This is a genomic window from Vibrio sp. 10N.239.311.G01, from assembly GCF_041465805.1.
Taxonomy (GTDB): domain Bacteria; phylum Pseudomonadota; class Gammaproteobacteria; order Enterobacterales; family Vibrionaceae; genus Vibrio; species Vibrio crassostreae_C.
The window spans coordinates 1-13825 of the sequence record NZ_JBFSRM010000028.1; the positions used below are offsets into that span (position 1 = coordinate 1).

14 protein-coding genes and 1 pseudogene are annotated in these 13825 nt (G+C 46.2%); 11 read left to right on the forward strand and 4 right to left on the reverse strand.

Annotated elements, in window-relative coordinates; all coding sequences use genetic code 11:
• A pseudogene (locus AB6D06_RS18665) lies at positions 1-164 on the forward strand (IS3 family transposase); the annotation flags it as partial.
• Positions 165-346: 182 nt separating this feature from the next.
• Here AB6D06_RS18665 and AB6D06_RS18670 read toward each other — a convergent pair.
• The 4 genes from AB6D06_RS18670 to AB6D06_RS18685 all read right to left on the reverse strand — a co-directional run bounded on the left by AB6D06_RS18670 (position 347) and on the right by AB6D06_RS18685 (position 4264).
• Positions 347-1669: a CoA-disulfide reductase gene (locus AB6D06_RS18670; RefSeq protein WP_372101073.1), complete on the reverse strand. Its 1323-nt coding sequence runs from the start codon at positions 1667-1669 to the stop codon at positions 347-349.
• Positions 1670-1746: 77 nt separating this feature from the next.
• Entirely contained in the window at positions 1747-3153 is a 1407-nt protein-coding gene (locus AB6D06_RS18675) for a cation:dicarboxylate symporter family transporter (RefSeq protein WP_017102501.1), read from the reverse strand.
• 37 nt (positions 3154-3190) lie between these two features.
• A complete protein-coding gene (locus AB6D06_RS18680) occupies positions 3191-3574 on the reverse strand; it encodes a RidA family protein (RefSeq protein ID WP_017111552.1) in 384 nt (127 codons plus the stop codon).
• Positions 3575-3598: 24 nt separating this feature from the next.
• On the reverse strand, positions 3599-4264 hold the full coding sequence (locus AB6D06_RS18685) for a transcriptional regulator (RefSeq protein WP_372101071.1): 666 nt from the start codon (positions 4262-4264) through the stop codon (positions 3599-3601).
• Positions 4265-4672: 408 nt separating this feature from the next.
• Here AB6D06_RS18685 and AB6D06_RS18690 point away from each other — a divergent pair, with 408 nt between their 5' ends.
• From AB6D06_RS18690 to phnK, 10 genes are all read left to right on the forward strand, one after another.
• Entirely contained in the window at positions 4673-5902 is a 1230-nt protein-coding gene (locus AB6D06_RS18690; protein ID WP_372101069.1) for an MFS transporter, read from the forward strand.
• A 411-nt stretch (positions 5903-6313) separates the two neighbouring features.
• Positions 6314-7126, forward strand: a complete 813-nt coding sequence (gene phnC, locus AB6D06_RS18695; RefSeq protein ID WP_017067518.1) for a phosphonate ABC transporter ATP-binding protein — start codon at positions 6314-6316, stop codon at positions 7124-7126.
• 17 nt (positions 7127-7143) lie between these two features.
• Positions 7144-8139: a phosphonate ABC transporter substrate-binding protein gene (gene phnD, locus AB6D06_RS18700; protein ID WP_017067517.1), complete on the forward strand. Its 996-nt coding sequence runs from the start codon at positions 7144-7146 to the stop codon at positions 8137-8139.
• Between the two features lie 51 nt (positions 8140-8190).
• Positions 8191-8979: a phosphonate ABC transporter, permease protein PhnE gene (phnE, locus tag AB6D06_RS18705; protein ID WP_372111348.1), complete on the forward strand. Its 789-nt coding sequence runs from the start codon at positions 8191-8193 to the stop codon at positions 8977-8979.
• Between the two features lie 68 nt (positions 8980-9047).
• On the forward strand, positions 9048-9743 hold the full coding sequence (gene phnF / locus AB6D06_RS18710; RefSeq protein WP_017066709.1) for a phosphonate metabolism transcriptional regulator PhnF: 696 nt from the start codon (positions 9048-9050) through the stop codon (positions 9741-9743).
• On the forward strand, positions 9744-10190 hold the full coding sequence (gene phnG / locus AB6D06_RS18715; protein ID WP_017066708.1) for a phosphonate C-P lyase system protein PhnG: 447 nt from the start codon (positions 9744-9746) through the stop codon (positions 10188-10190).
• Positions 10191-10353: 163 nt separating this feature from the next.
• The gene (phnH, locus tag AB6D06_RS18720; RefSeq protein WP_372101066.1) at positions 10354-10974 is read left to right on the forward strand and encodes a phosphonate C-P lyase system protein PhnH; all 621 of its coding nucleotides are present in this window, start codon (positions 10354-10356) and stop codon (positions 10972-10974) included.
• Entirely contained in the window at positions 10959-12080 is a 1122-nt protein-coding gene (locus tag AB6D06_RS18725) for a carbon-phosphorus lyase complex subunit PhnI (protein ID WP_017066706.1), read from the forward strand. The genes phnH and AB6D06_RS18725 overlap by 16 nt, the downstream gene beginning before the upstream one ends.
• Positions 12077-12997 carry an alpha-D-ribose 1-methylphosphonate 5-phosphate C-P-lyase PhnJ gene (locus tag AB6D06_RS18730; protein ID WP_017066705.1) on the forward strand — a complete coding sequence of 307 codons (921 nt, stop codon included), beginning with the start codon at positions 12077-12079 and terminating at the stop codon, positions 12995-12997. Before AB6D06_RS18725 ends, AB6D06_RS18730 begins: the two co-directional genes overlap by 4 nt.
• Positions 12994-13821, forward strand: a complete 828-nt coding sequence (phnK, locus tag AB6D06_RS18735) for a phosphonate C-P lyase system protein PhnK (protein WP_017066704.1) — start codon at positions 12994-12996, stop codon at positions 13819-13821. The genes AB6D06_RS18730 and phnK overlap by 4 nt, the downstream gene beginning before the upstream one ends.
• Positions 13822-13825: the final 4 nt, after the last annotated feature.

A 13825-nucleotide genomic window follows, 5' to 3' on the forward strand; every position in this document is an offset into this window, starting at 1 on the left:
GCTACCGATGTATTGTTGAACACGAAATGTACAGCAAAGATCAACACGCCCTAGTAAAAGAGTCTATAAGTACCTATAACAACATGAGGCCGCACCTTAGTCTCAGAATGAAAACTCCAAATGAGGTGCATGAAAAAAGCCAACAGCTGACGCTGTTGGCTTAGTAGAAATATTGTCAATGTATTTTAGGACGAGACATTGAATTTGGCAAAATAAAGCTCAAATACCTTTAGATACGTCGTTATCTTACTCTGCTTCAGGTTCAGTATCGCTTAGGTATTAAAAAGCAGAGCGCTCAGGCTCTGCTTTGATGTTTTAACTGTACGTTCCTCAGAACTTACACTCGTTATTTTGCTACGTTACCTGCCACGTTCAGCGCATCCCAAGTACGTGAAAATGGGGGAGCGTAACAGAAATCCATGTAGCCTAGTTGTTGAGTCGTCATCTTCGCGGTGATAGCTACCGCTAGTGCGTTAATACGGCCAACCGCTCCTTTCTTACCTACGATCTCACCACCTAGAAGAACCTTAGTCTCTGGGTGATAAACCAACTTCACCTTGATGTCTTCTTGGCCTGGGTAGTAATCCGTTTGGTTCTTATCTGAAATCGTTGATACTTTCACATCTAAGCTATGCTCTTTCGCCAGAAGTTCAGATATGCCTGTACACGCCAGTTCGTAGTCGAGTACTTTCAAACAAGATGAACCCAAGAAGCCCGACATGTAAGTGTCTTTTCCTGCTAGCTTGTCTGCCATCATGCGTGCTTGTTTGTTGGCTGTAGTTGCTAGAGGAACATAAACGGGTTTGCCTAGTGCCATATGATGGACAACGGCACAGTCACCTACTGCATGGATGTAAGCGTCTTCAGTAGCACCATATTCATTCACCAACAACGCACCATTTGCGGCTTTTGGTAGTTCGAATGCTTCAGTGTTTGGTTTGAAACCGAGTGACAGGATCACGACATCAGCTTCTACATTGCCGTTATCGGTTTCTACGATGTAACCACCTTGCTCGGCATCGCGAATCGCAGACACGCTGCAACCTGTTTTAAGGTCAGCACCGGATTCACGAATTGCACCTTCAACTACTTCAATGATCTCTGGGCTGAACTGACGGCTCATTATGTGCTGTTCACGCTCGATAATCGTCACGTACTTATCTAAGCCATGTGCCGCATCGAAGACTTCCAGCCCTATAAAGCCTGCGCCAATGACACACACGCGTTGTTTACTAGCATTTTTAAGTGCATCTTTGACTGCTAAGCCATCTTCCATGCTTGTTAGTGTGTAAACGTGTTCTGGATTGAATTCACCGAATGAGGGAACTATTGGGCGTGCGCCTGTCGCAATCACTAACATATCGTAATCGATAGTGCTCTCTACGTTTTGGTGACGCACCGTAATCTGTTTTTCAGTGTGGTCGAACGACACCATTTCTGTTTCTACACGAACATCTAAACCAGATTTGATGGCTTGTTCTGGCGTACGAGAGATCATTCGTTCTGTGTCATCAAACATGCCGCCTGCAAAGTAAGGTAAGCCACAGGCTCCGAAAGAGATGTAGCTACGCTTATCTAAAACGATGACTTCGTCTGATGGTTGATTACGTTTGTATTTTGCTGCGAAACTCATCCCCGCGGCGCTACCGCCTATAACAACAACTTTCATATTTACTACCTAAATAACCTGAACTCAGGAAAAACAGAAGAGCACTCAAGTGGAGTGCTCTTAATTAAGTTTGAGAATTATACTGCTGCTTCTTTTGATACTGTCGCTGTAACGTCAGCGTCGTATTGTTCAGTATCCAATGAGCCATTCTTCTTCGCTGTAAGAACGCCTGACAACATCGAGCCTGAGATGTTCAGCGCTGTACGAGCCATGTCAATTAACGCTTCGATAGACACTAGAATCGCGACTACTGTGATGTCTAGACCCATGATGGTCAGTACCGCTACTGCTGCGAACGTTGCACCGCCACCAACACCTGCGATACCGAATGAAGCAATTGCGATAACAGCGATCAGTTGTAGGATGAAGCTTAAGTCTACAGGCATACCCATGACTTGTGCCGCCATGATAGCGAGCATTGCTGGGTAAATACCCGCACAACCGTTTTGACCGATACTGGTACCAAATGTTGCTGACATGTTTGCTGTTTCTTCGTCGACACCTAGGCGTTGAGTTTGTGTTTCAACGTTCAGCGGGATAGCTGCCATGCTTGAACGAGAACCGAAACCGAACACCAATACTGGCCAGATTTTCTTCATGAACTTAGCAGGAGAAAGACCGAACATGGACACCATGACGAAGTGGATGCCGAACATAACGCCAATTGCTACGTAGCTTGCTAGAAGGAAGCGTCCCATCTCTGCAAGTGCGAACAGGTCGTTAGTCATCATGAACGTAGTCATCAGAGCGAATACACCGTAAGGCGTTAGCTTCAGAATTTCACGCACCATTGAAAGCACCACTTCTTTTGCAGAGTTGATGAAATCAACGAAGTTTTGCACTTTCTCTGGCTTACGGTTTTTCACTTGAAGGATACAGTAACCAAGGAACATACCGAACAGTACAGTTGATAGAGTAGAAGTACGTTGAGAACCCGTTAGCATGTCAAAGATGTTGGTTGGAATGATAGACAGAGCCATACCAGACAGACCACTGCTCGCCATTGCATCTTGTGTTGCTACCAGTGAATCACCGCGAGCTTCAATCGCACTGTTTGTGCCGATTGTGCTTACTAGCGCGTTCGCATCGATACCAAATAGGTAAATACTTGCGATACCAACGGCTGCTGAGATTGCACAAGTGAAAAGTAGAATACCGATGATTTTTGGTGCGATACGAGATAGCGCGCCGCCGCCTTCAACGTTCATGATCGAAGAGATCATCGCCACGAATACCAGTGGGATAACGATCATTTGTAGAAGTTTGATGTAGCCTTTACCGAACACCGAAATCAGTTCAGCAAAGCCAGATGTCGCAACGTTGCCGACACCGAAAACAAGTTGAATTGCGCCACCGAACAGTAAGCCAGCAGCAAGCGCACTCAGTACGCGGAAGTTAAAACTTTTCTTTTGCTTTTTGAAGTTCGACAACAGTGCGTAGAACCCAAAGAACAGTACGCTTAATGCGATAAATGAAACGCTCATGAGAATCTCCTATGATACCCATTAATATCTAAATCGGTTATTTTTTGTATGCGATGGCTTCAACTTCAACCAGTGCGTCTTTTGGTAGTCGTGCTGCTTCAACACAAGAGCGAGCAGGTGCGTTCTCTGTACCAAACACCTCTGTGTACACTTCGTTAAAGGCAACGAAGTTCTCCATGTCAGATAGGAAGCAGGTTGTCTTAAGCACTGTGTCCAGTCCCGCATTACTCGCTTCTAATACCGCTTTTAAGTTTTCAAGAGACTGACGAGCCTGCTCTTTGATGCCGCCCTCAACAAACTGCATCGTTTCTGGAACGAGAGGTAATTGGCCTGATGTATAAACCATGTCGCCGTAAGACGTACCTTGTGAGTAGGGACCGATAGCTGCAGGTGCTTGTTCAGTGGCAATGATCTGTTTCACGATGTAACTCCTAAATTATTGGTTTTATTCTGATTTAAATTCACGGATAAACTTGTAAACCGCCTGTCGGCTGATCCCAAGCTGCTCTGATACTTGTGTAGTCGTCTCTTTTAGCTCAAATACTCCGTTATCAAATAAACAACGAATGATGGCTTTATTGCGACCTTTGGAAGAAACCGACTCGTCTTGGTCAACCTCGTTAATGGCTGAACTCAATGCTTGTTGAATCACGTCGTTTGCATTGTTGCTGAATGTTTCGCTGACAATGGCTTGCGGCACATTGCACTGCGGCATCAGTGTTTTGACGATTTCTGGGAATGGGAAAGACAAGTTCATGTTGATACACAGCATGCCAATCGGCTTTTGTTGTGGACCAGCCAATACGCAGGTAGTCGATTTCAGTAGGGATCCGTCTGCTGCATTGGTGAAGTAGCTTTTTGGAGAAACTTCGCCAGTCTTCTCGAATGCACTCCACATGCGTAAACCTAAATCGGTAATCGGTGAACCAATTTCACGCCCCGTATGATGACCGTTGACGATCTTCACGACTGAGTTTTCTAAGCTTTCAAATGAATGGATGACTACTTCACAATAGGGACCAATCAAATCGGCAATTGTGTCTGCTAAGCGGAAGTAATTGCGTAAGCATTCTCTGTCTTCATCGGTGAATCGAACTTGTTTTACATTCATGATTTCGGTTTACATTTTTGAACTCAATGACTGAAATCTACTCCTTTGGTGGTATTTCCACAATGCCCAGTAAACTTCTGTAAACCTAACGTAAGCGTCTAAAACATCAACAAATCTTAAGTTTTAGAGCTAAATCACGAACGAAATTTGAACATGATCACTCGAAATAGGTAAATCAGGTTTAATTTCTTAAACTTCATCAAGGTTTACATATTTAAAACCAAAGGTTGCGTTATTGAATGTTTTGATGATCTAGGACAAGTTCTACATTCAGCTGAAAACATGCTTCGCAAACTATTCATCTGGTTTTCTTTAGATTGTCACTTTTGAGCGATAGGGTAAGCAGGTGATGCTGTCTTTTACTATAACTGTATTTAAATTATTCGAATTTTCTAGAAGTGTGGATTTATGAACAAAGCGGTTTGGGGTTTAGCCCTCGGTCAGACGTTGCTCTGGTGTTGTCTCTATTACGTTTTTCCGGCGATGCTTCTGCATTGGGAGCAAGTACACGACTGGAGTCGGTCTGAATTCATGTTAGGGCTGACGCTGGCGGTGGGCGTGTCTGCCATTGCGGCTTTGCCTGCTGGCCGCTTAATTGACAAAGGTTATGGTGCGCTGATGATGACTGTTTCGGCGGTCATTGGTGGCTTGCTTCTGTTTTTGGTTAGCTTGGTAGACCAACTTGCTTGGTTTTACTTGCTCTGGGGATTGATGGGAATCGCAATGGCGGGTTGCCTTTATGAACCTTGCTTCGCCTTTCTGATTCGTAGCTTAAAAACCAAAGCCAAGCGTGCGATCACTATGATCACCTTAGTAGCAGGCTTTGCGAGTACCATTTGCTTTCCAACGGTTCATTACTTAGCTCAGCATTACGGCCCAACGGTGACATTACAGGTTTTTTCCGGAGTCGTTTTTTTCGTCGCCGCTCCGTTACTGTTCATCAATACTAAATCGCTTGCTCGGTTTAATTTGCCTTCCAACGCCGGTGTTCTGCCACAAGTTCCTCCGACGGTCTCACAAGGTTCAAGCGATCGTTTTAGTTCTGCTTCATATCTATCGAATCCCATGTTTTGGCTGCTTGCTTGTGGTTTCTCTATGCTCGCGCTTAATCATGGTGTGGTGTTAAACCATCTATTGCCATTATTAGATGAGCGTAATGTTCCTGATGACTTAGCAATATTGGTGATCTCTTTGATAGGTCCAATGCAGGTCGCCGGGCGTGTGATGTGGTTGTTGGTTGATAAACACTGGTCGATCATGCGTATCACCGTTGCGTGCTTTATGAGTATCTGTTGTGCGACCTTGTGTTTGATTCTGTCTGAGAACGTTTTGTATCTGGTGTTTGGTTTTGTGCTCCTACAAGGCTCAGCTTATGGGGTGATGAGTATTGTGAAGCCTTTAACGACTCGTGAGGTGATGGGCGAGGCTAACTTTGGTTCTTTGGCGGGCGCAATGGCAGTGCCTTATTTGCTCGCATTTGCGTTGTCGCCATACTTTGGCGCGGTTATCTGGCAGATGGGAGGCTATCAATGGGTGCTGTGGAGTATCTTTGGTAGTGCAGTTGTTGGCTTTATCTCTATAGTCACCGTATCAAGGTTACATTTAGCTCGCTCTCAACCGTCTTTATCGAAAATATAAGGTTACTGACAACGTAGATTTTTCCGACAACATAGAGTGCCGTCTATTTAGGTTTTGACTAACCGGTATTGTTATCGCTTCAAAATGAATCACTTTGAGCACTCCTTTATGGGGTGCTTTTTTGTATGTGAATTTAGTAGCTATTGGAGTTGTGTATCTGTTGTTTGGAGAACACCAAGCCGTTGCGATGTTTATTGCGCTTTTTATTGTCAAATTACTGTGAATTACCTCCATATATAAGTTGATATTCTCCCGCAAATTCCTTGGTTTTTTGGCATTTAAAACAGCGAGTTAAGCTTGTCTAGATAAGTTGACTAACCCTTTGAAATATTTCATTTCTGCAAATAAACCGACACGTAACTTTAATATTCAAACGTCAAAGTGGCCTTAAATCAAACAGGGACATTGACGATGAATAACATCATTGAAGTTAAGAAGGTCAACAAAACATTCGGTTCGAACAAGGCACTGAATGGCATCAATTTGACGATTACCAGTCGTAAGATGACGGCGCTACTTGGTCCGTCTGGTTCAGGTAAATCTACACTGCTTCGTCACTTAAGCGGTCTGATCATCGGAGATAAAAGCACCGACTCTCAAATTAACGTGCTTGGCCAAACGGTACAGGCGAACGGTAAGGCAGACAGCAATGTCCGCGACATCCGTGCGCAAGCGGGTTACATCTTCCAACAATTCAATCTCGTTAACCGCTTATCTGTGATGACCAATGTATTGATTGGCGCACTGAGCTCAACACCTAAGTGGCGCACTCTGACGGGTATTTTTACGGTTGAACAACAGCAAGAGGCGCTTGAAGCACTGCGTCGCGTTGGCATGGAAGATTTTGCAGGCCAACGCGTTGGTAACCTATCAGGTGGTCAACAACAGCGTGTCGCAATCGCACGTGCGCTGATGCAGAAAGCCAAAATCATTTTTGCCGATGAGCCAATTGCTTCGCTTGATCCAGAATCAGCACGCATCGTGATGGAGCTACTTACGGACATCAATCAAAAGGAAGGCATTCCTGTGATCGTAACACTCCACCAAGTCGACCACGCTCTTAAGTATTGCGAAAACATCATCGCGCTTAAAGACGGCCAAGTGTTCTACGAAGGTAAGAGTGCGGAACTGACTAAGCCTCAGCTTGAAGATCTATATCGTTCTAAAAAATCGACAAACACGCCACATATTCAACCTAACGACGTGCTCGCTGCGTCTTTTTAAGTATCAGGGAATTTAAGATGTTTCATTCAATGAAATCAGGGATTAAAAAGGCCGTGACGCTAGCAACTGTGTTGATGACGACTCTCACTGCTGGCCACGCTTTTGCTAAAGATTCGATTAACTTTGGCATCATCGCTACCGATGCACAACAAAACTTGCGTAGCCGCTGGGAGCCTCTTCTGGATGATCTAGGTAAAGCGTTAGGCATGCCAGTGAACGCCTATTTCGCACCCGATTACGCAGGCATCATTCAGGCACAACGTTTTGGCAAAGTGGATTTTGCTTACTACGGAAACAAGGCGGCAATGGAAGCTGTTGACCGTGCAAACGCTGAAGCCTTCGTTCGTTACATCGATGAAGATGGCTTACAGGGCTATTACAGCTTACTGATTGTTAACGCTGAAAACGACAACATCAACACACTTGAAGATGTTCTAGAGCAACACAAAACCCTCAAGCTTGGTAATGGCGATCCTAACTCTACTTCGGGCTTCCTCGTTCCGAACTTCGAAGCATTTGCCAACAATGGCATCTCCGCGAATGACTTTCACCGCAATGTGACCGCAAGCCATGGCGCTAACGTGATGGCCGTAGCGAATAACCAAGTCGATGTCGCAACTAATCACACCATGAGCCTTATTCGTATTGAAGATCAGAACCCTGAGCTGTTTAGCAAGCTGAAGGTGGTTTGGCAGTCAGAGCTCATCCCATCAGATGTGATTACCTACCGCAAAGATTTAGATGAAGGTTTAAAAGAAAAGGCGCGTGATTTCTTCGTGAGCTACGGCGAACAGCCTGAGCAGCTTAAAAACCTAAATCAACTGGCTTGGTCTGGCTTTGCTGCTACAGATAACAACCAACTACTGCCTATTCGTCAAATGGAAGCGTTTAAGAAGCTGGTTGAAGCGGAAAACAACAGCAACCTTAGCGAGAAAGTGAGAGCCGATCGTATGGCGCAAAACCAAGCCGAAATCGACCAGCTGCAAACAGAAATTGATGCGCTGAAAGGTTAATCCAATTCCCCTGCGCCGCTGTGGGCGGCGCTATAAAAGAGTATGAGAACAATGACTGCAATGACTCAACGTTACGAGCCTTCATCAAAGCTGTCGATTAAAAACGGCGTGATTGCTGTGATAGCACTATGGGTCCTTAGCTGGGCGTGGCAAGGCGCGGAAATGGCACCAATGATGTTCTTTGAACACCCAGAGAACATGGTTCAGTTAGGTAAAGACTTTTTCCCTGCTGACTTTAGTGAAAGCAATGTGTACTTAACCGAAATGCTGGTGACGATTCAAGTGGGTATTTGGGGAACCGTGTTATCGATTCTGTTAGCGATTCCATTCGGCATTCTGAGTGCTGAAAACCTGATGCCGAGCTGGGTGACATTTCCAATTCGTCGATTGATGGACTGTTTACGCGCTATCAATGAAATGGTGTTTGCAATGCTGTTTGTCGTGGTTGTCGGGTTAGGGCCATTTGCAGGCGTGATGGCGCTGTTCATTCACACAACGGGCGTGCTTGCCAAGCTCTTTGCTGAAGCGATTGAAGCGATTGAACCCGGACCGATGGAAGGTGTGAAAGCGACAGGCGCGAATCCTATCGAAGTGATTCTTTACGGCGTAATTCCACAGGTGTTACCACTTTGGATTTCGTACTCACTGTACCGCTTGGAGTCGAACATTCGCTCGGCAACGGTTGTCGGCATGGTTGGCGCAGGTGGTATCGGTGTGCTGCTTTGGCAATCTATCTCAGGTTTCCAGCTGCAACAAACCGCCGCAATCATGGCGATTGTTATTGTGACGGTAAGCATTATCGACTTCGTTTCTCAAATCATCCGTAAGAAGTTTATCTAGGCATCTAAGATGCCTATTTAACCAAACTTGTCTAGATAAGTGATTGAATTTTAGGAAAGGAAACCCTTATGCCCGTTTACTTAGATATTGCCTCAGAGCTTGAAAAGGAAGTGAAAGATCACTTTGTGCCAGGTGACTATTTACCACCTGAATCCAAATTGGCTGAGCGCTTTGCAGTAAACCGTCACACGCTTCGCCGTGCAGTCGATGAACTCGTGTCAACGGGCTTGATTCAACGCCACCAAGGCAAAGGCAACATGGTGATTCGTCAGCCAAGTGAATATCGACTTCACTCGGGAGCACATTTCACCAAGAACCTGATTGAGCAAGGCGCGATGCCAAGATGTGAGGTGCTTCAATCTCGTCTTATCAATGTACCCCCAAAGATTGCGGGCTACTTGAAGATTGAAGAGGGGAGCAAGGTTATTCACATCCGTACCCTGCGAAAAACCGGAGATACACCGAGAACTATTATCGACCACTACCTACCCAATGTGGCGTGGTGGCCGATTCTTAAGAACTTCACCAACGGTTCTTTGCATCAATTTATTCAGCGTGGCTTGGATACTGATTTAGAGCGAAAAGAGACTCGAGTGGGCGCGAAAATCCCAACCAATGAAGAGTGTCGTTTGTTGCAAATCAGCACCAGTACACCGCTACTAAAAATTAAAACCACCAACGTAATCAAAGGCACGCAAGTGATAGCGGAATTTTCAAGTTCGAACACCCGTGCCGACGCAACCGAAATTGTAATGGAGCACTAAATGACAGCTTTGAAAGAGCGACAAAAGTGGATGTCAGTACTCGCGCAGAGCCAGTTCTCAGAATTGAAAACGCGCTGGGAAGCATTAGGGCTAGACGCGGAATACGCAATGGTTCGCCAACCAGAGATTGGTTTAGCACAAGTGCGTGCACGTATGGGCTCAACAGGCCGTCAGTTCAACATGGGGGATGTCACGATTACTCGTGCCGTTATCAAGCTAACGAGTGGAGAGCTTGGTTACAGCTACCTACAGGGGCGAAGCAAGCCTCATGCAGAGCTAGCAGCAGTCGTCGATGCCCTGATGCAAAACGGACAGCAAGCCGAAGTGATCAACACGCAACTGATAGAGCCTTTGGCTGCGATGAAACATGAACGAGACAGTCAACGTCGCCAAGAAGTGGCTTCAAGCAAAGTGGACTTTTTTACTATGGTTCGTGGTGAAGACTAGGTTCGCGGAGAAGATTGGGTTCGCAGTAAAGATTAGATTCGCGAGGAAGACTAGGTCTACGGTGAGAACTGATTTAGTGAAGGAAAAGCTTCGCGGGCAAGCCTAAGAATTCCATGGCATTCAAGAATAAGATTAACGAATTAAACAGGTTAGAACGAATTCAATGAGTATGATTTCTCCTGCATTTCAAGATGCAGTTCATGACAGTCAGCAGTGCTTTCGATTGCTGCTCAAGGCGATGTCTGAACCCGGTACCGTCGTAACACTAAATCGTTGCGAAGGCTTTGGTTCAATGATGAGTGCAGCCGCTCAAACGCTACTTTCCATGGCCGACAATGCAACGCCAACCTGGCTATCTTCGACATTAAAAGCTGATCACGCGGTCACTGAAAACATCAAGTTTCACATTGGCGCTCCGATTGTAGAGCAGACTCAACAAGCGAGCTTTGCTGCGATTTCAGCACAAGATCTACAGGATGTTGATTGGTCAGAACTGACATTCAATCTCGGTAACGAAGAGTACCCAGATACCTCAACAACAGTTGTGATTGAGGTTGATAGCTTAACGTCGGGAACTGAACTGTCTCTGAGTGGCCCGGGTATTCAAAGTGAACAAGCTGCGTTTTTTAGCGGATTGCCGGCGGGCTTTATTGCTCACCTTAAAGAACGTCAATCATTGGTGAAGTTCCCATTAGGTGTCGACTTTATCTTTGTGGCGAACCAGCAAGTGCTGTGTTTGCCTCGTACAACTAAAGTGGAGGCGACAACATGTACGTTGCTGTAAAAGGTGGTGAAAAGGCCATTAGTTTGGCGCACCAACTGCAAGCGAAGAAGCGTCGCGGCAATCCTGAATTACCAGAATTAAGCGTTGAACAGATTCAAGAGCAGCTGTCAGGTTCGGTGGACCGAGTGATGACGGAAGGCGGAATTTATGACAAACAACTCGCGGCATTAGCCATCAAACAAGCCGCGGGCGATTTGGTTGAAGCTATCTTCCTGTTGCGAGCTTATCGCACCACGTTACCTCGCCTGATCACTGCGCAACCCGTTGATACCAATACAATGCGAATTGAACGTCGTATTTCAGCAACCTATAAAGATTTACCGGGCGGTCAGATCTTAGGTCCAACCTACGATTACACGCACCGCTTATTGGATTTCAGCCTACTTGCCGAAGGGGAAACACCGCAGATCCCTACGCAAGATGTGACTGACTCTGAACCTTGCCCTCAGGTGCTGGGCATTCTCGAAAACCTCGACATGATGTTGACCGAAGAAGATGACCAACAAGTACCAGAAGACATCACCATGAATCCGGTGAACTACCCATGTAACCGCAGCGCACGCCTGCAAAACTTGGTGCGCGGCGATGAAGGTTTCTTATTGGCACTGAGCTACTCGACCCAACGTGGCTATGGTCGTAATCACCCTTTCGCGGGCGAGATTCGTACGGGCTTTTCAACGCTATCGATTGAGCCTGAAGAGTTAGGTTTCAGCATCGATATTGGTGAAATTGAACTGACAGAGTGCCAGATGATCAATGGCTTTGTTGGTAACATACAACAGAAAGCAAAACTGACTCGTGGCTACGGTTTAACGTTCGGTGCTACTGAACGTAAAGCAATGTCGATGGCGTTGGTTGATCGTTCTTTGCAAGCTGCAGAATACGATGAACCCGTGGATGGCCCAGCTCAAGATGAAGAGTTTGTGCTTTCTCACTCAGACAACGTAGAAGCCGCAGGCTTTGTCTCTCACCTTAAACTTCCTCACTACGTCGATTTCCAAGCAGAACTGGAACTGCTGAGAAAAATGCACAAAGAGCACGATGAATTGATGGCTCAACCAGGTAACGACGAACAAGGTAATGACGTACAAGGAGGTCTGTCATGAACACAGCAACGCTTAATGCATCGATAGGTAACGCTTCAGCGCCATTCAATACTGAAGAAACAGCATCTCAGAACTCAGTAGGTGCGACGGGTTATAACTACGGCTACCTTGATGAGCAAACCAAGCGAATGATTCGTCGTGCTTTGCTTAAAGCAGTCTCCATTCCGGGTTATCAAGTGCCATTTGGTGGTCGCGAAATGCCAATGCCTTACGGTTGGGGAACGGGTGGTGTGCAGATCACCGCTGCAATAATCGGCCAACCTGACACGCTAAAAGTGATCGACCAAGGGGCTGATGACACAACAAACGCCGTGTCGATTCGTGAGTTCTTCAAGTCCATCGCCAGTGCAAATACGACTGAAAAAACGACGGAAGCGAGCATTATTCAGACTCGTCACCGTATCCCTGAAGTTGATCTTCAAGAAGATCAGATCTTGGTGTATCAGGTGCCTATCCCAGAGCCGCTGCGCTTTATTGAGCCACGTGAAACTGAGACTCGTAAAATGCATGCGCTGCAAGAGTACGGAATCATGCACGTCAAACTGTATGAAGACATCGCTCGTTTTGGACACATCTCAACAGCTTACGCTTACCCAGTGCGAGTAAACGATCGCTACATCATGGATCCATCGCCAATTCCTAAATTCGATAATCCAAAAATGGACAACATGGCAGCACTACAACTGTTTGGCGCCGGTCGTGAAAAGCGCATTTACGCCGTTCCTCCTTACACCAAGGTTCAAAGCCTAGATTTTGAAGATCATCCATTTGAGATTCAACAATGGGACGAGCCATGTGCGATTTGTGGTTCGACAGATACTTTCCTTGATGAAGTCGTTATGGATGACCAAGGCTCACATATGTTCGTGTGTTCAGACACGGATTACTGTCGCGAACAACAGGAGAACAACGCATGAACGCTGTGACGAACATGAAACACGAATGGAACCAGTCAGAGCAGCCTCTGTTGTCTGTCTCTAATCTCACTAAGCTTTATGCGCCGGGTAAGGGCTTTCAGAACGTATCTTTTGACCTTTTCCCTGGAGAAGTGTTGGGCATTGTGGGTGAGTCGGGCTCGGGTAAAAGTACCTTATTGAAGTCGCTTTCTGGCCGTCAAACCCCAGACAGCGGTGAAGTGATTTACTTGCGTGGTGACGCGGATAAACAAATATCACAACTGGAAGATTTATACCAAATGGCGGAAAGCCAGCGTCGTCACTTGCTGCGTACAGAGTGGGGCGTGGTGCACCAACATCCAATGGATGGCTTACGCGGCCGAGTGTCGGCAGGCGGTAACATTGGTGAACGCCTAATGGCCGTAGGCGAACGTAACTATGGCGAAATTCGTGAGAAATCCGCGAAATGGCTCGGTGATGTTGAGATCCCAACGGATCGAATGGATGACATGCCGACGACTTTCTCTGGCGGTATGCAGCAGAGATTACAGATCGCTCGTAACCTTGTGACTCACCCTAAGTTGATCTTTATGGATGAGCCGACAGGTGGCTTGGATGTATCGGTACAAGCTAAGTTGCTCGATCTTCTTCGCCGTTTGGTGACAGAGCTTGAATTGGCCGTGGTGATCGTAACCCACGATCTTGCTGTGGCCCGCTTGCTTGCCCATCGACTCATGGTGATGCGCCGCAGTGAAGTAGTAGAAAGCGGCCTTACTGATCAAGTGCTTGATGATCCTCAACATCCATACACACAACTGCTAGTTTCTTCTGTATTGCAGAATTAAGGAC